The 22,349-nt window shown below is 68.9% G+C and carries 19 protein-coding genes and 2 pseudogenes; 12 read left to right on the forward strand and 9 right to left on the reverse strand.

The window, feature by feature from the left end:
• Positions 1-14 precede the first annotated feature (14 nt).
• The 4 genes from P696_RS50780 to P696_RS0137655 are packed head-to-tail and all read left to right on the forward strand — an operon-like array spanning position 15 to position 4,069.
• Positions 15-1,205 (forward strand): hypothetical protein, encoded by a 1,191-nt coding sequence (locus P696_RS50780; protein WP_064744262.1) that lies wholly within the window; start codon positions 15-17, stop codon positions 1,203-1,205.
• A 21-nt stretch (positions 1,206-1,226) separates the two neighbouring features.
• A complete protein-coding gene (locus P696_RS50785; protein WP_051468750.1) occupies positions 1,227-2,195 on the forward strand; it encodes a phosphotransferase in 969 nt (322 codons plus the stop codon).
• A 13-nt stretch (positions 2,196-2,208) separates the two neighbouring features.
• Positions 2,209-3,204, forward strand: coding sequence for a hypothetical protein (locus tag P696_RS0137650; protein WP_026416361.1), 996 nt, complete (start codon positions 2,209-2,211; stop codon positions 3,202-3,204).
• A 31-nt stretch (positions 3,205-3,235) separates the two neighbouring features.
• Positions 3,236-4,069, forward strand: coding sequence for a class I SAM-dependent methyltransferase (locus P696_RS0137655; RefSeq protein ID WP_026416362.1), 834 nt, complete (start codon positions 3,236-3,238; stop codon positions 4,067-4,069).
• Between the two features lie 142 nt (positions 4,070-4,211).
• Here P696_RS0137655 and P696_RS0137660 read toward each other — a convergent pair whose 3' ends face one another.
• Positions 4,212-4,727: a hypothetical protein gene (locus P696_RS0137660; protein ID WP_026416363.1), complete on the reverse strand. Its 516-nt coding sequence runs from the start codon at positions 4,725-4,727 to the stop codon at positions 4,212-4,214.
• A 271-nt stretch (positions 4,728-4,998) separates the two neighbouring features.
• Entirely contained in the window at positions 4,999-6,288 is a 1,290-nt protein-coding gene (locus P696_RS0137665) for a helix-turn-helix domain-containing protein (RefSeq protein WP_026416364.1), read from the reverse strand.
• 209 nt (positions 6,289-6,497) lie between these two features.
• Here P696_RS0137665 and P696_RS0137670 point away from each other — a divergent pair, with 209 nt between their 5' ends.
• The gene (locus P696_RS0137670) at positions 6,498-7,646 is read left to right on the forward strand and encodes an alpha/beta hydrolase (protein ID WP_026416365.1); all 1,149 of its coding nucleotides are present in this window, start codon (positions 6,498-6,500) and stop codon (positions 7,644-7,646) included.
• Between the two features lie 130 nt (positions 7,647-7,776).
• Here the strand turns inward: P696_RS0137670 and P696_RS55285 are convergent.
• Together P696_RS55285 and P696_RS0137685 are read right to left on the reverse strand one after the other, a co-directional pair.
• Positions 7,777-8,731: pseudogene (locus tag P696_RS55285) on the reverse strand (transposase).
• A 330-nt stretch (positions 8,732-9,061) separates the two neighbouring features.
• Entirely contained in the window at positions 9,062-9,295 is a 234-nt protein-coding gene (locus P696_RS0137685; RefSeq protein ID WP_026416367.1) for a hypothetical protein, read from the reverse strand.
• A gap of 165 nt (positions 9,296-9,460) precedes the next feature.
• Here P696_RS0137685 and P696_RS50790 point away from each other — a divergent pair, with 165 nt between their 5' ends.
• Positions 9,461-12,133, forward strand: coding sequence for a tetratricopeptide repeat protein (locus P696_RS50790; protein ID WP_157430159.1), 2,673 nt, complete (start codon positions 9,461-9,463; stop codon positions 12,131-12,133).
• A gap of 30 nt (positions 12,134-12,163) precedes the next feature.
• Here P696_RS50790 and P696_RS0137695 read toward each other — a convergent pair whose 3' ends face one another.
• Both P696_RS0137695 and P696_RS56600 read right to left on the reverse strand, forming a co-directional pair.
• Positions 12,164-12,778, reverse strand: a complete 615-nt coding sequence (locus tag P696_RS0137695; protein WP_051468754.1) for a recombinase family protein — start codon at positions 12,776-12,778, stop codon at positions 12,164-12,166.
• Between the two features lie 690 nt (positions 12,779-13,468).
• Positions 13,469-13,606 (reverse strand): hypothetical protein, encoded by a 138-nt coding sequence (locus P696_RS56600; RefSeq protein ID WP_157430160.1) that lies wholly within the window; start codon positions 13,604-13,606, stop codon positions 13,469-13,471.
• Positions 13,607-14,613: 1,007 nt separating this feature from the next.
• Here P696_RS56600 and P696_RS53375 point away from each other — a divergent pair.
• The 4 genes from P696_RS53375 to P696_RS0137720 all read left to right on the forward strand — a co-directional run bounded on the left by P696_RS53375 (position 14,614) and on the right by P696_RS0137720 (position 17,080).
• A complete protein-coding gene (locus P696_RS53375; protein ID WP_170026698.1) occupies positions 14,614-15,294 on the forward strand; it encodes a DUF4145 domain-containing protein in 681 nt (226 codons plus the stop codon).
• 572 nt (positions 15,295-15,866) lie between these two features.
• Entirely contained in the window at positions 15,867-16,358 is a 492-nt protein-coding gene (locus P696_RS0137710) for an RNA polymerase sigma factor (RefSeq protein ID WP_026416369.1), read from the forward strand.
• Positions 16,359-16,610: 252 nt separating this feature from the next.
• Complete coding sequence (locus P696_RS58550; protein WP_026416370.1) at positions 16,611-16,823, forward strand: helix-turn-helix domain-containing protein; 213 nt, start codon at positions 16,611-16,613, stop codon at positions 16,821-16,823.
• On the forward strand, positions 16,820-17,080 hold the full coding sequence (locus P696_RS0137720) for a hypothetical protein (protein WP_026416371.1): 261 nt from the start codon (positions 16,820-16,822) through the stop codon (positions 17,078-17,080). The genes P696_RS58550 and P696_RS0137720 overlap by 4 nt, the downstream gene beginning before the upstream one ends.
• Positions 17,081-17,781: 701 nt before the next feature.
• On the opposite strand, the gene P696_RS0137725 is transcribed toward P696_RS0137720, so the two are convergent.
• The 3 genes and pseudogenes from P696_RS0137725 to P696_RS59465 all read right to left on the reverse strand — a co-directional run.
• Positions 17,782-19,302 carry a serine/threonine-protein kinase gene (locus P696_RS0137725; RefSeq protein WP_051468760.1) on the reverse strand — a complete coding sequence of 507 codons (1,521 nt, stop codon included), beginning with the start codon at positions 19,300-19,302 and terminating at the stop codon, positions 17,782-17,784.
• A gap of 152 nt (positions 19,303-19,454) precedes the next feature.
• A complete protein-coding gene (locus P696_RS58555) occupies positions 19,455-19,703 on the reverse strand; it encodes a hypothetical protein (RefSeq protein WP_245627966.1) in 249 nt (82 codons plus the stop codon).
• Between the two features lie 131 nt (positions 19,704-19,834).
• Positions 19,835-20,044, reverse strand: a pseudogene (locus tag P696_RS59465) (recombinase family protein); the annotation flags it as partial.
• Positions 20,045-20,301: 257 nt separating this feature from the next.
• Between P696_RS59465 and P696_RS0137735 the strand changes: the two are divergent.
• Together P696_RS0137735 and P696_RS0137740 are read left to right on the forward strand one after the other, a co-directional pair.
• A complete protein-coding gene (locus P696_RS0137735) occupies positions 20,302-20,700 on the forward strand; it encodes a hypothetical protein (RefSeq protein ID WP_157430161.1) in 399 nt (132 codons plus the stop codon).
• Positions 20,701-21,278: 578 nt separating this feature from the next.
• Positions 21,279-22,220 carry a hypothetical protein gene (locus P696_RS0137740; RefSeq protein ID WP_026416374.1) on the forward strand — a complete coding sequence of 314 codons (942 nt, stop codon included), beginning with the start codon at positions 21,279-21,281 and terminating at the stop codon, positions 22,218-22,220.
• The last annotated feature ends 129 nt before the right edge of the window (positions 22,221-22,349 follow it).

Below are 22,349 nucleotides of genomic sequence, written 5' to 3' on the forward strand. Positions count from 1 at the left end.
GGGAGGAGGAACCGATGAAGACGCAACTTCGGCCCCGCCCACTGGACGGGGCCACGGCGCGCGAGACGGTCGCCTACTTCAACGGTCCTGTGCAGAACGGCGACTTCACGCTGGCCGATGACGTGGGGAAGGCGACGGGGATGCGGATTGCCGCGGCCGCCAACGCGCTCCTTGACGTGGGGCCCGTGCCGCATCTGTGGAACACCGTCACCCTCGCCGGAGATCTGGCGCGCCGGGGAGTTGCCGACCGTGCCGGTGCCGAGCTCGCGGCGGTCGTCGACAAGTACGACGGCGGGCTGCCCGGAGCAGGAGTGCTCACCGACACCGACCCGGACGTGGTCCGTCTGACGCTGGAGCTAGTCGAGCACGGGCTGACGGCGGGGACCTTGGCGATCGAGCCGCTCGCGGTCCCCACCTGCGTGAGTTGCGGTCACCTGGCCGGGACCGCCGGCACCTGCCGCGCCTGCGGCAGCACCACTCTGCGCTCCTGCACCCGGCCCCTTCTGACCGCACGCCGTCCCGGTCGCGCGCTCGGACGGGACGACTTCCACGCCACGGCCTGCCGGCCACCGGCCCATTTGATCGGTGTCGCCGCTCATGTGCCCGACCCGCTGATCCTGTCGCGGACCCGCGCTCACGGCGTCGGCCTGGAGGACGTCGGGCTGCCGGGCCTGGTGCTGGACCCCCGCGCCGGCGTGCACGTCACCGTCCTGGCCGCCGCCCGGAAGATCGGCGCCGGGACGGCGGTGATGACGGCGACCGCCGTCCCGATCGCTCATGTCGCCGCCTACGGCGCTCCGTTCCGCGCCGCCCCCGGGCTGCGGCTGCGCTACGGCCTGCACGGCTTCATCCCGTACGACCACCACGAGCCGCATCGTCGGCACGGGGAGGTCGGGCGCGGTGAGCAGCTGCGGGAGTTGCTGTGGGGGTGGTTCCTGCCGCTGTACAGCTTGCACGCCCGTTCCGGCGTGCGGGGCGACCAGTTGCCCGCTCTGGTTCGGTTTTTGCGTCGCGCCCTGCTGGCCCGTCCGGACCGGCCCGACGCCGCCGCGGTCGAGCGGGTGCGGGCTGCGCTCAGGGCCGGTGACACCCGCTGGCTGACCGACGCCGCGCTGCTCCCGCACGTCCTTCCCGAAACCGTCCCGGATGACGGCGCCACGCGTCCTACGCTTCCGGTCACGACCCGGCCGCGAAGCCGCAGGTGAACCAGCCGAAAGGGAGACGCCATGACCGGCGAGACGTGGGAGATGGTGCAGCACCGGACCGGAGGCGACGGTGCGGTGTGGCGGTCCTGCGACGGCCGCCGCTACAAGCGGACCGGGCCGGACGTCCTAGCCGAAGCAGCATTCCTGCGCCGCATCGAAGCCCTGGGCTACCCCGTCCCGCGAGTGCTGGACGAAGGACAGAACGAGGACGGGACGGCCTTCTTCGTCGAGGAGGCGCTGCCTGGCTCGTCGCTGCACGAGATGGCCGACCGCCTGGCGGCCGCCGGCGGTGCGCTTGACGCCGAGGTCGCCGCGACGGCCGCGAAGGTGTCGGCCGAGCTGCTGCGCGCCCAAGCCACCCACCCGGTCGCCACCTCCGCCAAGTTGCTGGCCGAGTTCGGAGAGAAGGCTGGATACGCCGCGAACGTGTGGGCGGAGAACCCCGACCTGGACACCCCGCACCGTCGCGCGGTAATCACGTCCGCCCTGCGGAGGCTGGAGAGCCTGCCGCTGTGCGCCTCCAGCCTGGACTACGGCCTGCCGAACGTCTTTCCCACCGGGGTGATCGACTGGCAGCACCACGGTCTGGCGCCGGTCGGATATGACGTCGTCCCGGCCCTGGAGATCATCGTGTTCCGCGGTGGCACGGGCCGCTACTCCCCCACGGCCGTGCAACGCGCCGCTTACCTGACGGCCGTCGACGACGCGGTCGTCCCGCTGCTGGACCAGCGGCCCAGCGGCTTCCTCGGGGAGTTCCTGGTCGTCAAGAGCATGTTCTTCCTCGCCCTCACCCGCCCCGCCGAGGCCTCGCCCGACAGCACCCTCGACGGCAAGGCGGGCAAGTGGCTGTACCGCCGGCACCTGTTCACCGAGTGTCTGGAGCAGTATGAACACGCAGGGACGGTCGACACCGCCGCCTTCCCCTCCTTCGCCGAGTTCCGCCAGCACTTCGCCGGACGGTCCGAGAGCACGGCCCCCAACGATCCGTGACCGGGACTACCTCTTGGACAGCGCGGGAATCATCTACAAGGTGATCGGGGACTCCCACCCCGGCAGCCACTACCTCGGGTACGTCAAGTACCACCCCGACCCGCACGGCGACCGGCACCTGTTCGGCGTCACCTACCGCTGCAACAGCGTGGTGTCCAAGGCGGTCGGGATCCTCGCCGACCGGCCCGAGTGCTATGTCTACTCCGACGCGGTCGGCTGCGTGATCACCGGAGTACCGCGCGACGACGTCGTCCACCACTACTCCTGCCGCCAGGCCCTGGCGGCGATCCTCGCCGATCCGGCCCTGGTGCGGGATTCGGCGACCGGCCGGGACCTGCTGGCCATCATCGACGCCGCCGACACCGCGGGAGCCGCCGACCTGATCGGGGTCACCGGGTCGTTCCTCGTCGGCTGTTTCAACGGCCGCTCCGACATCGACCTGGTCTGCTATGGGCCGGACGGGTACGCCGCCGCCCGCGACCTGTTCACCGACCGCGCCCTGATCCACCCCTACGAGGGCGACGACCTGCACCGGCTATACCTGCGCCGCGCCAAGTACATGGCCGGGTCGTCCTTCACGGCCCTGATGCGCCAGGAGGCCCGCAAGCTCCAGGGCCTCACCCCGTCCGGCGCGCACATCAACTGCGAGCCCTTGCGGGTCGACGGCGACAAGACCTTCACCGACGTGATCGTCAAGGAGATCGGCGAGATCGAGCTGCTGGCCACCGTCACCGACCACGCCCACGGCCTGGCCACGCCCGCCCTGTACGGGATCACTGTGGACACCGTCATCGGCTCCACCGTCGACGACCCGGAAACCTTCGCCCCTCGCATCACCCACATGCGGTCCTACCTGGGCGCCTACACCGGCGCGTTCCGCGACGGCGACGCCGTCTACCTGCACGGCAAACTCGTCCACGCCACCGGCGGCCCCCAGGAGGGCTTCGGTGTCGAACTCACGCCCTGGACCGCGGCCCGCTCCTACCTGGCCACCCTCACCCAGCCCTAACCGTCCCGCTCCCCTCGGACAGGAGGACGTCATGGCCTCTCCCCACCACTCCCCTGCCAGCCTGCCCAACGACGCGTTCGCCGGGACCGCCGCCTACTACGCCCGCTACCGGCCCCGCTACCCCGCCGACCTGTACGACTACCTCACCGCCCGGTTCGGCCTCGACGGAACGCAGACCACCCTCGATCTGGGGAGCGGGCCCGGGATCATCGCGCTGCCGCTCTCGCGGCTCGTCGCCCACGTCTACGCCGTCGACCCCGACGCCGACATGCTCACCGAAGGCCGCGCCGCGACGGAGGCGACCCGAACGACCAACATCACCTGGGTTCGCGGCCGGGACGCCGACCTGCCCGGCCTCGGCCTGCCCGCGCTGCACCTGACCACCATCGGCAAGGCCTTCCACTGGATGGACCGCCGCCAAACCCTCACCGACCTGGACGCCCTCACCGCACCCGGCGGCGGCGTGGCCCTGATCTCCCCACACGCCTACCCCGACGTGTTCATCCCTTCCCGCTGGCGGCCGGTCATCGACGAAGTCCGCATCCGCTACCTCGGCCCCGACCGCCGCGCCGGCAACGGCCTCTACCCGACCACCGGCCGCCGCCACGAGGAACTCCTGGCCACCTCCCCCTTCAACCACGTTGAAACGGTCACCTGGACCCAGACCGTCACTCGCACCCTGGACGAGATGGTCGGGCTCCAGCTCTCCCAGGCCTACACCAGCCCCGCCCTGCTCGGCCCCCACCAGGACGCCTACGAACACGACCTACGAGAAGCCCTGACCGAGCTTCAACCCGACGGCGTGTTCACCCAGGACCTGCCCACCACGGCAATCATCGCGACCCGGGCGCACGAGGAACCGTGACCCCGCCCGCCCACCGTCGCCGATCTCTGCGTTGCCCCAGAACAGCGAACCGCCCGCCGACACGTGGTCGACGGGCGGTTCGAGGTTCGGGCTTTGCGGCGGTCTCTCACCGCAGCTCAGCCACCGGGAGATTGGACCAGCCTCACGAGGCGTGAGGCTCGTCTGTCGCGGCTGGGACGGCTTTGGCGTCGATGACGACTGGAGGCACAGCGGTTCCGGGGGCAGCCGCCGGGTCAACCTGGCTGACCACAGCCACGAACGCCGCGTAGAAGCGCGTGCCGAAAATTCGCCGCTCCTGGTCCTCGCTCTTCTGGTGCCAGTACAGCCTGCTCATGATGTTCACGAGGACGGGACCAGACAGAGCCACGGTCAGCACGTTCGGGTCGTCTGGCGCAGCGGAACGGATGCTGTCTTGGGCCTTGGCCTTGGTCTTCTCCCAGATGATGCACCACCTGTAGATCCAGAGCCATGTGTCGCGATGGCACACCAGGTCCAGGCTGGCGATCCCGGCGGCCGTGGTCAAAAGCTGCTCGTGCTCCATGAAGCGTTCGAGACGCTCACGTTCGAGGAGCTGCTCGGCAGCCTGCTGGGCTTCGCGCTGCTCTTGCCGGACGCGCCGGGCGGCCTGGCGCTCTTCACGGGACTTGAACAGAGACATGGCAACTCCAGCATCCTTCGGGGGACGGGGCTCCCCGGCAACGTCTCACAACAAGCCGCGCGGCGCAGCCGGGCAAGGTTCTTTGCCTCCAGGCATGACGGTCGCCCTGGCCGCCACTGTGACACCTAATCCGCATTAGGTGTCACACACCCGTCCGGCGTGCCATGCTCGACCCGAGCCCGTCCAGCTCACCGCCTCGGCCCGGTCCGGCCCGTCCGGCGGCGAATCGGGTGGATTATGTGTCACAGCCTTCGAGGGGCCCGCCTTGCCCCTACGACGCGTTGCGGGGCTCCCAAACCTTGATGTCGAGGGCGATTCGGTCGGGTTGGCCGTCGGTGTGGTGGACGGAGGTGACATGGAGCAGGGCGTAGCGGCGTTCGCTGGTGATGACGCACATGAGGGCGCCGGTTTCGGGTCTGCCGTTCTCGGTGTAGACCTGCTGGGTGGCGCATTGGTGCCAGGTGCCTGTGCTGCCTGCGGGGAGGTTCGCGACGACGGCGGGGTCGACCGCGGTCAGGCGGCGGTCGGCGATGCGGAACTCCAGGTCGTTGACCCGCGACCGCGCCGCCGAGGTCGTCCAGGTGGGGGCGAGGGAGTCCAGGTCGATCTCGTGGCTGCTGCCGGGGACCATCACCACGGTGCCCGTCCGGCGGACCGGCTGGTCACCGCTGCCCCCGTCGCCGCCATTCCCGTCGCCGCCGGGCCCGGGGCCGGGCGCGCCAGAAGGTGGGGTGTGGCCCGGTGGGACCTGGGCGTTGGGGGACGGACTTGCGCCGCCGGTGCCCGACGGCGTCACCTGGCCGGGGCTGGGTGATCCGGTGCCGGTGGTCGAGGGCGTCGACGGGCTCGGGGTGAGCGTTCCTCCGCTGCTGGGCGGTGTCGGTGCCGATACCGGCGGGGTCGCCTCGGATCTCACCGTGGTGGTGCCGTGGGTCGGGCGTACGAGCATGGCGGTGACGGCTGCGGTGGCCACCAGCACCGCGGCGCCGGCGAGGTAGTGCGGGTATCGCCGCCCGGCAGCCACCAGGACCCGCCGCATCCGGGCGTCCTCGAGGACCTCGGCATCGATGACCTCGACGCGGATGCTCGCGTCGGTGCCCCTGTCGACCGCGGCCGAACGCCAGCGGCGTACTCGACCGGGCGGCGGCGAGGCCAGGTCGGAGGGCCGTCTGGCGGCTGGCACCAGCTCCGCGTCGCCGTCGCCCTGGCCGAGGGGCTCTCCGGGGATGTCGGGGTCACCAGTCGGCTCTTGAGGGGCGATGGGGACCAGCGCGGTTCCCGGCTTCGCCGCGGCCTCGACCTCGCGCAGCGCCTGGAGTCGGCGGACACGCCAGAAGTTGAGGTCGCCGCCGCACACACCCACGAACGCGTCCAGAATCTGCTCGGACGGGATCTGCTCACCCCCGGCCGCTTTCGACAACGCGCTTCTGGACACCCCGCACTTACGTGACATTCGCCCGTAGGGCAGGTTCCCCGCCTGCTGGCGAAGCGCCCGCAGCTCGAGCGCGAAGCGGGCCACGGGCCCGTCATCCGGGTTGATTCTCTTCAGCGGCCGCCCCACCCGTGCCTCCTTCGCTGCACCCTGGCGTCTGCCCTGGTCACAGGCTCGTGGACAATTCCCGTGCCACTGGTGTGGACAACCAGCAACCCCGATTATCCACACAAACTCGTGAATGGATAACTGCGGCCTTACACAGATGGCACCGGGCGGTTCGAACGAGGTTCCTCGTTCTTCCCTGTCAGGCCCGGCCAGTCACGAAAGGCTCACAAATGCGACACCCGACCACCGCCCTGCGGCGGACGATCCTGCTGATCGCCCTGGCGATCACCACGACGCTCGCCGGTGGAACCCTCGCCCTACCTGCCCACGCCGACACCGGCAGGCGCCTCACTCCGACCGATTCGCCGTGCCCGTCGGACCTGGCCGGTTACAACACCTTGTCCATCGCCGACCGCGACAGGTGCGCCCGGGCCGTCCTGACCCGCGACCTCACCGGACAGAAACAGAACCTGATCGACGCCAGCACCGACGGCATCAACAGCGTCAACGGCCCGTGCCCTGCCCCGAACGAAGGGCTGTGGCACGAAGGAGACAAAGACACCGCCCGGATCCTCTGCAACGGCCTGCAGGTGGTCAACGACCGCCTCGACAAACAGCCCCGCGCCTACCTGCTGGGCATCGACGGCCGGACTCAGCGGCTCGGCCGCGCGATCGTGGCCATCGGCAACCCCGAAACCGCGAAGAACATCGTCGTCAGCGTCCCCGGCATGACCGCCCGCCTGGGAGCCGGTTTCAAGACCGACATCGCCCACGCCGACATGTTCGCCGCCGCCTCCGCCGCCACGGGGAACGACACCGCCTCGATCATCTGGCTCGGTCACGACGCCCCCCAGGACCCCTGGTACGACAGCGACGGTCGCGACGCCAAGGCAGCCGCCGGGCCGCTGGCCGACTTCCTCACCGGCCTGCAGAAGATCCGCCGGCAACCCGCGCATCTGACCCTGATCGCCCACAGCTACGGCACCGCCATCGCCGGAGACGCCCTCACCACCGACGCCCTTCTCACACGCCCCTCCTCCCCCGTGGACGACGTGATCTTCCTCGGCTCCGAAGGCACCGGCACCGCCACCACCGCCGAAAGCCTCCACATCAACAACAAGGCCTGGGCCTGCACCGGCGGCCTCGACAGGCTCGCCGGAAGCCGTCTCGTCGGCCCCTTCCCGGATGCCGACCGCTTCCACGCCACCCAACTCGACTGCGGCCAGGACGAGCACACCGGCTACTGGGCCGACGACGACCCGAACAAGGCCCTCAACGACCACGGCACCAAGAACATGCTGGCCATCATCAACGGCACCTACAACACCACCGCCGAACCCCCGGACACCATCTCCGGCCCGATCAACCCCTGGGGATAGCCCAAGCGGCCCCAAGAAGTCCGAGCACGACACCAACAACACCGCCCGGGAGCACTGCGCTCCCGGGCGGCACCGTCACGGGGCAGGAGGGAAGATCTGGCCGGGTGTTAGGGCCTGTTCGTTGTTCGGATCATGTGGGCAGGCTGCGTAGCCAGATGATGGATCCGCGCAGGTGGAGTCCGGCCATGTAGCTGTCGGGCGTCTTGTCGTAGCGGGTGGCCAGGCCCCTCCATTCTTTGATCCGATTGATACAGCGCTCGACGGTGTTGCGTTGCTTGTAGAGCTCGGTGTCATGGCTGACCGGGCGGCCGCTGGATCGTCCCTTCCTCCTGCGTTGGCCGCTTGGTCGGCTTTCTCGGGGATCACCGCTGCGATGCGGCGTCTACGCAGGTAGACGCGGTTGGCTCGAGAGGAGTAAGCCTTGTCTCCCACGGCGGCACCAGGCCGGGTTCGAGGACGACCGACCGGCCCGCAAACCTTGATCTTGTCCATGACCGTGGTGAAGCGGGGGCTGTCGGCGGCCAGGTGAATCTTGCTGGTCAGGCCACCCCGAGACCGGCCCAGGTCGGCGGCCTTCAGCCGGGCCATGCGCCGCCGCCGCACCAGACGCCGCCGCTGCCGCTCCGGATCGTCCTGCTCGGGGGTGGGCCCGTCGTCGCTCTGGCCCCTCACCGATGCGTTTTGCCTCTTTCGCGCAGCCCCTTTTCCTCGGTCACGGCCCGCTCCAACTCCTCCAACCTGCCCGGCGCGACCACCATCCCAGCGGCGTGGTGATGCGCACGCGCAACGGTCGAATCCACGCTGACCAGGCCCAGATCGACGTCGCCACGGGCCGCCGCCTCCCCGATCATCGCGTTCATCAAGTCCTCGAAGACCCCCTGACCCGCCCAGGCCCGGAACCGGTCATAGACGGTCGACCAACTGCCGTACTCGACGGGCACGTCCCGCCACGGACTGCCGGTCCGGAACCTCCACATCACCGCATTGAACTGATTACGCAGGTCAGGGATGGGACCGGACACTCCCAACGGCAGGTGCGGCTCGATCAGTTCCCACTCGGTATCAGTCACATCACCGCGCGTCATACACCGGTGATACCGCCCACCCCCACCACCAGCCAGAGCAAGTCACTCGATCGTGACCACCAACAACTGATCCGAACTACGAACAGGCCCTAGCGCTTAGCGCCGAGATGTGACCTCAGCGAGGCCCACTGCGGAGGCCGGGCCGTTCTTGGTGTCGGTGCCGTTGACGGGGCTGACCGGGCCAGCGGTCGCCGCCCTGGACGAACTCACCGCCGCCCACCGCCGAGGGCGGTGGCGGTCTCCACGGCGGAGAAGCCGTCCAGGTGGAAGGCCATCACCTGGCTGGACCGCGCCAAGGTCAACCGTCTCGGCAAGATCCGGAAAGACTGTTCAGGCATGGCGGCGTTCGTGCCAGAAGGCGTAAAGGGCGAGGCTAAGTCCGGTGATCTCGATGCCGGCGCCGACCGGTAGCCACATCGTCGGGAAGAGCGACACCAGTACTGCGGTCGTCAGGCCCAGCAGGAGGCAGATCGTCGTGGCAATCACGTGTTGCGGGACGAAGACGCCTGGGCCGTTCCCCGAGGGCTGGGGTGGGTGGTGGTCGCGGGCGGTGCTGTTCGCCACCGTGGTGTCCTTCCTGGTGGAGGGGTCGGTGACAGCACGATCGCGCCGAGGGGTGTTCGGGTTCGAGATGGTTCAGCGATATCGATCGATCCTGGCGGGATGGCCTGGTCAGGGTTGTGGGTATAGGTGTGGAACCGAACGTTTCCGAACAGTTGGGTGGTGTGGATGGCTGCGATCGACCCGGCCCGGATCAGGACCAGCCAGGACCTGGCCGAACAGTTGGCTGTGCTGTCCGCCCGGTATCCGCACGGCGTGCACCACCTGGCCGCGGCCGCCGATTTGAGTCCGGCGACCGTCCACGCGCTCATCACCGGTCGCACCGCGGTCCCTCGGGCGGGAACGCTGGAGAGCTTCGTGGAGACGTGCGGTCAGGACCCGGTGCCTTGGCTGGCGGCACGGGCACGCCTGGTCGAGGGCGCGCGGTCGAAGAGAGCGGAGGTTTCGCCTGATCCGGACCGCCCCTCGGAAGGGCCGCTGGGTCGGGTGATCGGTGAGTTGGATGAGCGGGATGCGCTGGCGTTGGGGGTTCACCAGGCTTTCGCCGCCACGGGCATGGCGTCCGGGGCGGCGCCGATGCCGGTGTTGCCGCCGTACCTGGACCGGGCGGGGTTCGACGACCGGCTGAGGGAGGCAGTGACGGCGGCCAGGGAGGGCAGTCGGCTGGTGATGGTGATCGGGGACTCCTCAACCGGCAAGACGCGGGCGTGCTGGGAAGCGATCCGGGCCGAGCTGCCGGACTGGCGGGTCTGGCATCCACTGACCCCGGAGCGGCTACTGGCGGTGGTGGAGGCGCTGCGGACCAGGCGGGTGGCGGCGCGGTCGGTGATCTGGTTGAACGAGGCCCAGTTCTATCTGCAGCCCCAGCAGGTCGGTGAGCTGGTCGCGGCCGAGTTGCAGGCGCTGCTGGCCGACGACTCCCGGGGACCGGTGCTGGTGCTGGGCTCAATGTGGCCGGAGTTTCGGCGGTTACTGACCACCACACCCCAAGAGGCGTCGGCCCCGGACCCGCACCGGGCTGCCCGCGCCCTGCTCGACCGGGGCGAGGAGGTCACCGCCCCGGCCTGCTTCACGCCCGGCCAGCTCACCAAGCTGGCCGCGGCTGTTGCCGCCGATCCCCGGCTGGCCACCGCCGCCAAGCGCGCGCGGGGTGGGCAGATAAATCAGGAGTTGGCTGGGGCGCCGGAATTGCTGCGCCGCTACCAGCAGGGCGGTCCGGCGGTCCGAGCGGTGCTGTGGGCCGCGATGGACGCCCGCCGGCTGGGCCACGGCCCCTACCTGCCCGAACCACTGCTGCAAGAGGCGGCCCCCGGATATCTCGACGACCACATCTGGGACCAGGTCGCCAGTGACCCCGACTGGTTCATCGCCGCCCTGGACGAACTCACCGCCACCCACCGGCGACTCCCCGGCCCCCTGATCGAACACCGACCCCGCCCCGGCCAAACACCCCCACCCACCCCGCAGTACCGCCTGGCCGACTACCTGGAACAACACGGCCGCACAGAACGCATCTTCCTCTGCCCACCGGCCACCTTCTGGAACGCTGCCGCCCACCACGCCCGGACCCCCGAAGACCAGGCTGCCCTTGGCAAGGCCGCCGAGGACCGGTGGCGCCTCCGCCATGCCGATCACCTGTACCGACACGCCGCCGATACCGGAGACCCTCACGCGTTGAGCTACCTGGCGAAGCGGTGCTATAAGGTCGGTGACCATGCGGGCGCCGAACGGCTTGCCCGGCAGGCCGCCGACGCAGGGAACCCCCATGAGCTGATCGTCCTGGCGAGCCAGCGCGAGGGGGCCGGTGACCGTGCGGGCGCCGAACGGCTTGCCCGGCAGGTCACCGACGCCGGGAACCCAGAGGTGCTGAGGTACCGGGCGGCCCTGCATGAGCGGGCCGGAAATCCAGCAGGCGCCGAACGGCTTGCCTGGCAGGCTGCCGACGCAGGGAGCCCAGAGGTGCTGTTGTATCTGGCGGACATGCGCGAGCAGGCCGGGGACCGCGCGGGCGCCGAACAACTTGCCCACCACGCCGCCAGGGCCGGACACCCCGGGGTGCTGATGCACTTGGCGCGCCGACGTGAGCGGGCCGGGGACCGCGCGAAAGCCGAACAGCTGTGCCAGCACGCCGTCGACGCCGGACATCCCGCCGCGCTGACGTACCTGGCACACCTGCGCGAGCGGGCCGGGGACCCTGCGAGCGCCGAACAACTTGCCCAGCACGCCGTCGACGCCGGACATCGCGGCGCGCTGATGTACCTGGCACACCTGCGCGAGCGGGCCGGGGACCCTGCGAGCGCCGAACAACTTGCCCAGCACGCCGTCGACGCCGGACATCGCGGCGCGCTGATGTACCTGGCACACCTGCGCGAGCGGGCCGGGGACCCTGCGAGCGCCGAACAACTTGCCCAGCACGCCGCTGACGCCAGGAACACCGGCGATCTGATGTACCTGGCGGACCTGCGCGAGAGGGCCGGTGACCGGGCCGGCGCCGAACAACTTGCCCAGCACGCCGCCGGGGCCGGACACCCTGGGGTGCTGATGCACCTGGCAATCCTGCGCGAGCAGGCCGGGGACCCTGCGAGCGCCGAACAGCTGTACCGGCAAGCCATCGATGCTGGGAACCCCAACGCGCTGTGGTCCCTGGCGGACCTGCGCGAGCAGGCCGGGGACCCTGCGAGCGCCGAACAGCTGTACCGGCAAGCCATCGATGCTGGGAACCCCAACGCGCTGTGGTCCCTGGCGGCCTTGCGTCATCGGCACGGTGACGCCGAAAGTTCCGGTCGGCTCCACTGGTTCGGTCTGGATGCTGATGGGGAAGTCGAAGATCCTTGGGAGTGAGCAGCCGCAGCGCGTGTGTCGGGAAGTCGTCTACTCGCTTTGCGGTTGATCGCTGGCCGTCAGGTAGCGGTGCAGCGAGGTCTTGGGGATGCCGGTCTTGGTCGCGATGACGCCGAGGGAGTCACCCTGGGCCTTCAGGAGCCGTGCGTACTCGATCTTGTCGTCGGGGTGGGCGACGGGGCGGCCGATGTGGCGACCGGAGGCTTCGGCGACGGCGCGGGCGTGAGCGGCGCGTTCGGCGGTGAAGGTGCGCTCCATCTCGGCGAACAACGCCAGCAGGAGGAACGCAATCCGGGCCATGCCCTCGTCGGCGGTGTTGATGGGCAGCGGGTCGGCAAGTGACCGGACCCCGATCCCGCGCTCGGCCAGGTCATGGACGAGGTTGAGGACCTCACGCAGGTTGCGGCCGATCCGGTCAAGAGTGTGCACCACGATCGTGTCGCCGGGCCGGGCGTAGGTCAGCAGCCGGTTCAGTCCGTCGCGGTCGACGGTGGTCCCGGTCTTCTTGTCGACGTAGATCCGTTCGTCGCCGATCCCGGCGGCGGTCAGGGCGTCGAGTTGGCGTTCGAGGGACTGCTTGGTGGTGGAGACGCGGGCGTAGCCGAGTTCCATGCCGCCCTGAGAGTGATCGTTTCCGGTTCCCATCCTCGAATCGTACCGAAAATCATCCCCGTACGGCCTTTCTGGAACGTTCATTGTGGAACGCTTTCCGGAACGATTCGTGTCCGGCGGTGTCCGGTTCCGCGGTTCGGGAGGGGGGGCGTGGCAGGCCGTTCCAGTTCCAAGGAAGTGGAACAGGTGGCGAGCCGCGGCGCGGTCACCCCCGAGCACGCCCCCGCAGCCCGACGACACGCTGAAGCCGACGGCTTGGTCCGCAGGTCGCCTAGACCACGGGCCAGTTCAGCGGGTGCGATGCCTCATGGATGCACCTGGAGACTCTGGCCGAGCCGCTGCCGAACTGCACGCACGAGCCGACAGCCCCTTGCGCGACCTAGAACAACGCATCGCACACAAGGCCCGTTATCAACCAGTCGCTTCAAAGTATCGGCGATATATCTTCGATATATCGCTACAGCGAAGCCTAATTAATAAGGCCGGAGGCCAAATACATATGGCCCAATAAATTTGGCGTCTGCCGTAGGCTCGCGGGGTGGGAGGACGCTGCCCGGCCGCCTGGACGCTGTCGGTCTAGGTGTTGGGTTTCCCCTCCTTCCACGGCGGCGTGCCCGCCGGACCCGGCCAACGTGGAGGCCGGGCACGGCAGCGGAACGCGAAAAGGGCCCCCACCCGGCTGGAGCTCCAACTCACCGGGGTGGGGGCCCTTGGACCCGTCGGCTACAGCCAGGGGCCCCACGAGCCGTACTTCAGCCACTCGATCGCGGCCCAGACGGCGGCCTTCGCAAGTTCCAGCCGCGTCCGGAACCGCCAGTAGCGGCGCTCAGACGACTCGTCCCGTTGGCCGAACGCTCTCATCGAGCGTCCTCCCTTCCCGGCTCTTTCGTGGGGGGCGGCCGGGTGTCCCTGCAGCCGGCCCGTCCGGCGCTAGCGTCAGGACGGATTCGACTGCGAGCACGACGATAGACCAGCGGGGTCCCCAAACCCCGGCAGACCGCGCGGATGCAGGGCGGATCCGGGCGGACGTGAGCGGACGTGAGCGGACCCGGACGGACGCAGCCGCGCACCCGAACCCGCTTCGCTCCGTAGGGGACGGGGCCGTCCCGTCGGCCACCGCCGAGGGCGCCGCACGCCTCCCGACCAGGCCGATGTCCGATCCGAGGCGGCGTCGCGGGAGGCCCTCGTCATCTCGCCCCGGGCTCGGCCCTGCCCATGCTCATCGGCTCAGGAGTGGTGCACGACAAGCACGCCAGTAAGGGGTGCCAGCCAAACGTCAATTACCCACCCATCCCCGAGGAGTCGGGAGGTGGGGCGGCTCGGACCTCCGCCTCACCCGCGCCGTCATCATGTTCGTCGGCAGGGGCATCCACAGAACGACGCGGGGCTCGCAGCAGGGGGTCCGGCGGCGGCAACGTCTTGGGCATGTGCATGATGAAGCCCATGCCGAGGCCGACGCCAGGCGTCATGAAGCCTCACCGCGGCGCCGCCTGGCCCGCGCCGACCTCGCTGGCCTGGCGGTCGCGCTCGCCGTCAGATCCGCACTCGAGACCAGACCATGGCCCGCCAGAAGGCTTCCCTTCAGAGCGGTGGGGGCTTGAGAGCAGCAACCGAACGGCCAGTCACGTTAAGGAGCCCGGCGGGCTCGTCCTGCCGTGACTGGTCGTTCCGATGCGGGTGGCTGGGGGCCGGGGTCAGCGGCCGGACACTGCAACCTCGCGACGACCATGAGCTACGACCGGCGCAGGAAGAGCCTCGTAGACGACCCGGCGCTCCAGTTCTCCCGCAGCAGAGGCACCTGAACCCCGGCCCGGAATACCGTGTGAAACGGGTGGCGGCCAGCACTTCGAGGCGATACCGGTATGGGCATGACACACCAGACCGGGCCGGGGATTGAGCTGTTCGACCCGGAGATGGCCGCCTACTGCGGACACTGCAAGCTCCACGTTTCGATGTATGAAGAGACAACCCGGCAGGTGTTCCCCAAACTCAGAGGCCCGGGCGCGAACCTCTCCCACGATGCCGCGGTCTTCGAGAAGACGATGTACTGCACGTACTGCGACGGTGGCACCCTCTACCTGTTCCAGTACGACGCGAGCGACGAGGTAGCGCGGCCCCCGGCAAAGGTGGTGCTGCTGTACCCGGCACCTGCCCCGCGTCAGCTCGACGACAGCGTCCCGGAGAAGGTACGGAGCCTCTTCCACGAAGCCGCGCTTTGCGAAACCCACGGGGCGCTGCGGGCCGCCGCCGTGATGTATCGCGGCACCGTCGAGGAGATGTGCAAAGACCTAGGGGCCAGCGGAGGCAACCTCTACCAGCGGATCAACGGCCTCGCCGGACTGGGGCTGGGCCGGGACGTCGTGGACGACATGCACGAGGCCCGGCTTCTGGGTAACGACAGCATCCACGACGGACTCATCTATGCCGCCGACGAGGTCGCCGACGTCGCTGAGCTGGTCGAGGAGGCCCTTACCGCATTGTACGTGCAGCCCGCCCAGCGCCAGGCATACCGCCAAAGGCGGCTCGCGCGCCGCCAAGCGGGGGCTTGACCGTCACGAAGGCCAGCCGTATCTGAGCCTTCGCGGTCCGGCACGACGAGTCCGCCGGGCTCCTTTACGTGACTGGCCGTTCGGTTGCTGCTCAAGCCCCGTGTGCCATACGCAGCCGACAAGCGAAGGGCCCGGGCAGTGGCGCTGTCCGAGCCATCCTCGCCTCAGGTCACTTGGTCGGCGACCGCCGCCCCCGCAGTAGGCGCAGCCCGGGACGGCGGGCCAGTCTCGTCGCTCTGGGCGCCGTCCGCGAGAGCGAGCAACGGACGGCCCTGACGCTCACGCTGCGGCGCGAGCCCGGTGACCTGCACGGATCCCCCAACCAACAAGTTGGCAGGATCCGGCCATCCTCACCTCTTGCACATTTTGGCCCGGACGGACTCTAAGCCGTGCCGTCGCCCCCGGGTGAAGGGGCGGCGGACCACGGACGTCCGGCAGAGAGGTGGCCAACGGGTGGGCTGTGCTCGGTTCGGGATTTGTGGTGATCGGGTGTCCGGCCGAAGGCCCGGGCGAGAGGAGTGTGGTGGTGACGGGTCAAGCGGCGGGACACCGCACGTCGCAGGGGGTGGCCGATGAACGTTGAGGCCGTCCCCCAGCCCGACGGCGGGGACCAAGAACTCGAGGCGCTGTATGGGCAGCTGATCAAAAAGCACTGGAAGCGGCTGGTAGGCCTGTGTCAGGCCGAAGGGGTCTACGGGGCGGCCGCCGACGACATCGTCGCCGACGCGTTCGAGAAACTGCACGCTCGCCGCCACGCGGTGCGGCACAAGGCGGCCTACCTGTCCGCCATCGTGCTGAACCGGCTGAAGCGACCGGGACGCGAAGAACCGCGGGCCGAGGTCGAGATTGCCGCCGCCTCCGGCCAGGGCCCGCACCAGCAGATGCTGGGGGCCGAGATGGTCCGGGCCGCGCTGGCCGCCCTGACCGGGCAGCAGCACCAGGTGTTCGCGCTCCACCTGGTCGGCCACACCCAGGCCGAGATCAGCGAAGCGCTGCAGATGACCCCGGGGACGGTGCGCTCGAACCTGCGGCACGCCGCGACCGGCTCAAGAGCTGGTACCTGACCGAATGGATGGAAGGGGGCTGCGATGACCGCTGAGGACACCCCGCAGAACGACACGACGGCCGCGGGTCCGGAGGACGCCCTGTTCACCGCCTGGGCCCAGATGGTGGAACAAGTCGAAACCGAACGCGACATGGCCCAGGTCAAGCGGCAGCTGTACGAGCGGATCCGCGAGCACGACGCGGACCTGGACGACGCGGAGCTGCAGCCCGCCCCTCCCCCGCGCCCGGCCGCGCGGCCACAGGGCGACAACCTGCGGCGGAACGGTGGCCGGCCGCTCTCGGAGGTCCAGTTCCTCACCGTCGCCGAGGTCGCGGCAGTCATGCGCGTCTCCAAGATGACCGTCTACCGGCTGGCCCACGCCGGAGAACTCCCCTCGATCCGCGTGGGCCGCTCGTTCCGTGTCCCGGCGGCGGCGGTGTACGACTACCTGCGCGGCGCCTTCAACGATTGCGAGGCCCTGTGAGATCCCCTGGGAACGACGTCGCCCTGGACGAACCGGGCCCGGCCCCGGCCGTCCGGCGGCGCACCCCCGTCCGCCGCCGGACGGCCACCCGGCGCCGCGGCTCGCCCCCACCGCAGACGGCGGCCATCGCGCTGGTGCTGGCGCTGCAGCACCTGCTGACCGACGCGATGGACTCCACCGCTCGCACTATCCGCCTAGCGCTGCTTCTGGTGATCCTGGGCGCCCTCGCGCTCGGCGTCGCCTGGATGTGGCGATGACAGAGGGGCCGACCGCCGAGGGCCTCCCGCACCATGCTCTTCGCCATCCACGCCAGCGCCGACGGGCACCGCGAAGCCGGACCAGGCCAGTCTCGAACTGAATCCCGAAGGACCGCGTGAGCACCGAGTGCAGCTGCGACAAGGCCCACCACCCGCGTCCTACGACCACGTGCACACCGCGGACAAGTTGCCCTTGGCGCGCCGCGGCGAAGCCGGATCGTGGTGCACGGCTACGTGGTGGAGTTCGGCGGTTCCAGATGCCTGCCCTCGACCAAGGCCCGGCCCGCTCTCGGTGCTCACCCCCAGCCTCGTCCTGGCGCCCGGGCGTCCGCCGCGCGCCCTTCGCGGTGTTGGGTGCGAGCAGTAACCCCTGCGTGGCGCTGCCTGGCGTCGAATGCTGGGGAAGGCCGGTCAGTGGACGTGGCGGTGTCACCGGGAACCGCTCAGCGATCAACGTCGCTGATGGGCTCCGTGTTGTCGCCGTCCTTCCGTGGCTCGGGGAGAGGCGGGGAACCGTGGGCCAACGTGAGGTTCTCCTCGTGGGCCTTCACACCGTCAGCCGACCGGCTGGTAGGCATCGTGCTCGGCATAGTGGATGATCACTCAACACGCTTGCGTGGTGATGGAGTGGAGCCCGCCTCCCCAGGTAGACCAGAGCCTAGAGACATGCCCCGTGTAGGGGTAGAGCTGACACCCTGGTTTTAGAGGCTGCCTTTCTCAGGGAAGAGATCGGCCAGTCCCGCCCGAAGGACTGGGTGCAGGGTGCGCACGGTCGAGTCACCGAGGGTCCATTCGGCGGTTCCGGGTTCTGCCTCCCTGAGCCCTTCGAGGGCGGCGAGGGCCTGGTCAGTATCGCGGATGCGCTGGAGCATCGCGACGGCCACGTCGCGGACGTGCCACCGGTTGTGGTGCGTTCCGAGTTCAGCCAGTCCACACACGGCTTCTTTCAGGATCGTCAGGTCCTGGCTCACCTGAACCGCGCGATCGGCGAAGTTCGCCAGGCGGTCGCATTCACTGAAGCCGAAGCTGCCGCCGAGCCGCCGAACGAACGCCCGGAAGACCTGGGTGAAGCTCGTCGGGTTGTTCGCCCACCAACGCTCCACCGACTCGACGGGCAGCGAGCTGAACGCCCACGCGAACTCGCCCATGTCGTCCTCGTCACTCAGGTCGATCTCGTTCGCCCACTGCTCCAGTTCTGCGAAGGCCGCGGGGTCGGCGATGCAGCCGGCCTGCAGTCGGGGCGACAGCCGCAGGGCGCGTTCCTGGGCCGTTTCCCAGTAGCCGTTAGGGACCGGTCGAAAGCCGGCTTCGATCGCGTCGAGCAGTTGGGTCGCGCTGCCATAGCGACGCTCCCGGTCGGGCGAGATCGCGCGTTGGATCACTCCGCGGAGCGGGCCCGCCGGTACCTGGTCGTCAACGGGCAGGCCGTTGATGACGAGCGCCTGCATGATCTTGCCCGCGGAGTAGACGTCGGCGCGGGCATCGATGTGCTTGGAATCCCTCATCTGCTCGGGCGCCATGTAGTAGTGGCTGCCCATGACGTCGTAGGTCTCGGTGAGCACGCTGCTCTCGTCCACGACGCGGGCGAGCCCAAAGTCGGCGATAGCCCATGCTCCCCCCCGGGACCGCAGCACGTTCTCGGGCTTCAGGTCGCGATGGAAGATTCCCTGGCTGTGAATGTGGGCCAGACCCCTGCAGACCGCCCGCATCACCTCGGCGATCTCCTCCGGCTCGGTGATGGCGCCGACCTCGTCGGCGAGACTTCCCAGCGCGAGGGGCATGGCGTACCACATGCCCACGTCGGGATCACTGCCGCTGGCGACGACCGGCATCACGTTCACATGGTCGAGTTCGGACATGAGCCGGAGCTCGCGTGCAAAGCGCGCGACGATGTCCGGATCCGCTTCCCGAAGGACCTTGACGGCGATGTTGGACTGGTCACCGGTCGTGGTCAGATCCCGCGCCTGATAGACGCTGGCGAATCCGCCTTCACCAAGCTTGTGGCCCAGCTCGAACCGTCGGCCTACCGACCGGGGGCCCGGGGCCGCTTCGGGACGTCCGGCTCCGCGGCGCAGGCCACTGTCGCGCCACCGGCGGATGGTGCCCAGGTCCCAGATGGCACCGGCGCTCAGCTCGGCGATAGGGGCCGGGAACCCGGGTTGCTGGCGGAGCTTGGACACCTGCTGCCTAGTCACTCCGAGCTCGCCCGCGACCTCGGTCACTCCACCAAGATGGAGAGGCGACTGATTGGTTGTCATGACGGCAACCATATCGAAATAGGTGACATCATGACGCTCATTCTGCTGCCCTCGAGGCCATCTCCACCCTGGCCGACATTCTCAGAAACCCTCGATTCCGCGACCGCCTGCGGTTGTCAGTCGCTGAGGTAGCGGTCCAGGGAGGTCCTGGGGATGCTGGTCTTGGTTGCGATGACGCAGAGGGAGTCGCCCTGGGCTTTAAGGAGCCGGGCGTATTCGACCTTGTCGCCCGCGTGGGCGATGGGGCGGCCGGTCTGGCGGCCGGAGGCTTCGGCAACGGTGCGGACGTGGGCGGCGAGTTCGGGGGTGAAGGTGCGTTCCATCTCGTCGAACAGCGCCGGCAGGAGGAACGCGATGCGTCCCATGCCCTCGTCGGTGGTGTTGATCGGGAGCGGGTCGGCCAGCGACCGGACGCCGATGCCGCGCTCGGCCAGTCGTGGACGGGGTTGAGGAGCTCTCGCCGGTTACGGCCGAGCCGGTCCAGGGTGTGGACGACGATGGTGTCGCCGGGCCGGGCGTAGGCCAGCAGGGCATTCAGTCCGTCGCGGTCGACGGTCGCGCCGGTCTTGTCGACGTAGATCCGTTCGTCACCGATCCCGGCGGCGGCCAGGGCGTCGAGTTGGCGTTCGAGGAACTGCTTGGTGGTGGAGACGCGGGCGTAGCCGAGATCCATGCCGCCCTCAGGATGATCGTTGCCGGCTCCCATGCCCGAGCGCACGAGACTCGTCTCCGTACGGGACTTCTGGAACGGTTCTTATGGGACGACTTCCGGAACGATGCGTGTCCGGCGGTATCCGATTTCCAGGCGTCGATTCCCGTAGTCCTCTGCACTGATACCCACAGCCCTCTTCACTACTGACTCTGACACGCCTGCTCTCCCGCGTTTCGCATCCGTGAGTCGAGTGTCGGGTGATTTCCGAGGAACGGGGGTAGCTCGGGAGCTCTGTGCGCTTGAATGCCTCCATGTCCAACCAGTCCAGCCCAGAGGACGAGGAGAAAACCTCCGTCGTCGAGAACGCGAAGAACATCTTGAAGAAGCACAAGAAGATCATCATTGGCGGAGGGCTCGCGATTCTCGCCATCACGGTTGCTGAGATCGCGAAACGCGCCGAGGGTCCGAACGACCCGGAGGAACGGAAAGTCCCCGAAGTCGATCAGGGTGGAAAACGCTGGAACCACCTGAGGGGCAACTGGGAGATCGACGGAGAGCCGGTCTCCTACAGGGTGAGCTGGACCGACATAGATAGCGGTGACAGGCACGTGAAGGAGTGCGCGGACATCGACCAGGGCTACACGATCTACGAGCAGATGCTGAAGACCGCGGGCGCCCTTGGGGTGAAATGGGACCACATCCCCTGGTAAGGGTCGGGTTTCCGAAGCCGTCTGCACCGATGTCTGTAGTGCTCTGTACTCGGCTGGTACTGATCAGTTGCCGCCCATCTCACGCTAGCGTCGGGCACGGGCTGCAGACAGGGCTGTTGGGGGCTGCCCGCGATGCTCGGCGACGGCCCCGTGGGGCAGATGCCCGTTGCGATCGAGTGACACCCAGCTGAGGCGGTGCGGGTGTCTGCTGTCCGGGTTGGCGTCAATCTGAGGGGCCTCGCGTTTTCCGGACAGGGCCCCGTTCTCGCTGGCACCCGGGACCTGGAGTGGAGGGCCAGCGAGGAGGCCGCGTAGGCGATCCGGGTAAGCGGCAAGGTTCCCCTGCCGTAGACGCGATCCTCCACGACTGCTGATGGGCAGTCGGTTGCAGGCGTCCGCTGAAGGCTGGCTGGGCGACAAGATCGGCGCGAGGAAGGCCGACGCCGAGGTTTTCGGCGAGCCGGTAGAACAGGCCTCGCCCGCACATGACCCCTCCAAGAGCTCCCTCAGAACCCAGGCCTACCACTCCACCCGAAAACCCCTAGTCGATTCGTGCGAGTGGTCCATACCCTTCCGCTATGCCAGCTCCACAGGCCAGCGCCTTCCACTTCATGGCCGACACGCTCGACGCCATGGCCGACGCGCTGAACTTCGCCTCTTCCGTCAACGGCAACACCCAGCGGCCCTCGTCACCTGCAGCCTGGGAGAACACCGGTGGCGGCCGCCTGGAAGGCGAATGGAGTAGCAACCCCCTACAGGACGCCAACCTGTCCGCTGGCCTGCTGGCCAACTCGGCGAACGACCACGCCTCCGGTCTCGCAGCGGTGCTGCGCATGCCTGCGGGCGGGATCTTCTCGACCTACACCGTCGCGCGCGGCTTGCTGGAGAGCGCAGCTCGGGCTTGGTACCTGATGGAACCGGACATCGAGGTGCTGGAGCGCGTCCGGCGGCACATGAACGAGCGGCTCCACAGCCTCAATGAATCCCGGCTTCTCCTCCACGGACAAGGCCAGGCCGCGACGCACCAGGACAACCAGGAGAAGAAGATTCTCGACACGGGCGGGGAGCACTTCTCCTTCCGGGTGAGCAAGAAGTACAAGGCGGCGCGTCTGGGAGAGGAGCGGCCCAGCGCCATGAAACTCGCCGACGACTGCATGGCCGCGGCGGCGGGCGAGACGGGCATGGGAAGGCTGGTCTACCAGTTGCTGTCCGGGAAGGCCCACGGCGTCGCCTACGCGCTCCTACAGCTCCTAGGCGCCCCCTCGACTCCGCAGGATCCGGAGATCCCCGGGGTGGCTCTGCGCCAGGTCCAGCACAACGCGGTCGATGTGGCGCAGATGCTCTTGGTCCCGGTCGTCGTGTATGCCTCGATGTCGCAGCGGTACTTCCAGCACCAGGGCTGGGATCCTGCCGGATGGCAGGAGGCCTCCTCCAATGCCTACCGGGGGTGGGCTGCCCTCGCCCAGGCCGTCCCCGATGCCAAGGGTTTGGTGACCGTTCCCCAGGCTCAGGTGACATAGCGTCCGCGTGGTGCCGTCGACGAGGGCACCGCAGGCGTGGGCACCGGTCATTCGCTGCGTCTTAGCAGGGGGACAGAGACACACTAGGACGCCTGATCCGTCGCGGGCGGGAGTTTGTCGGTGCCCTGG

This window comes from Actinomadura oligospora ATCC 43269 (assembly GCF_000518265.1).
GTDB lineage: Bacteria > Actinomycetota > Actinomycetes > Streptosporangiales > Streptosporangiaceae > Spirillospora > Spirillospora oligospora.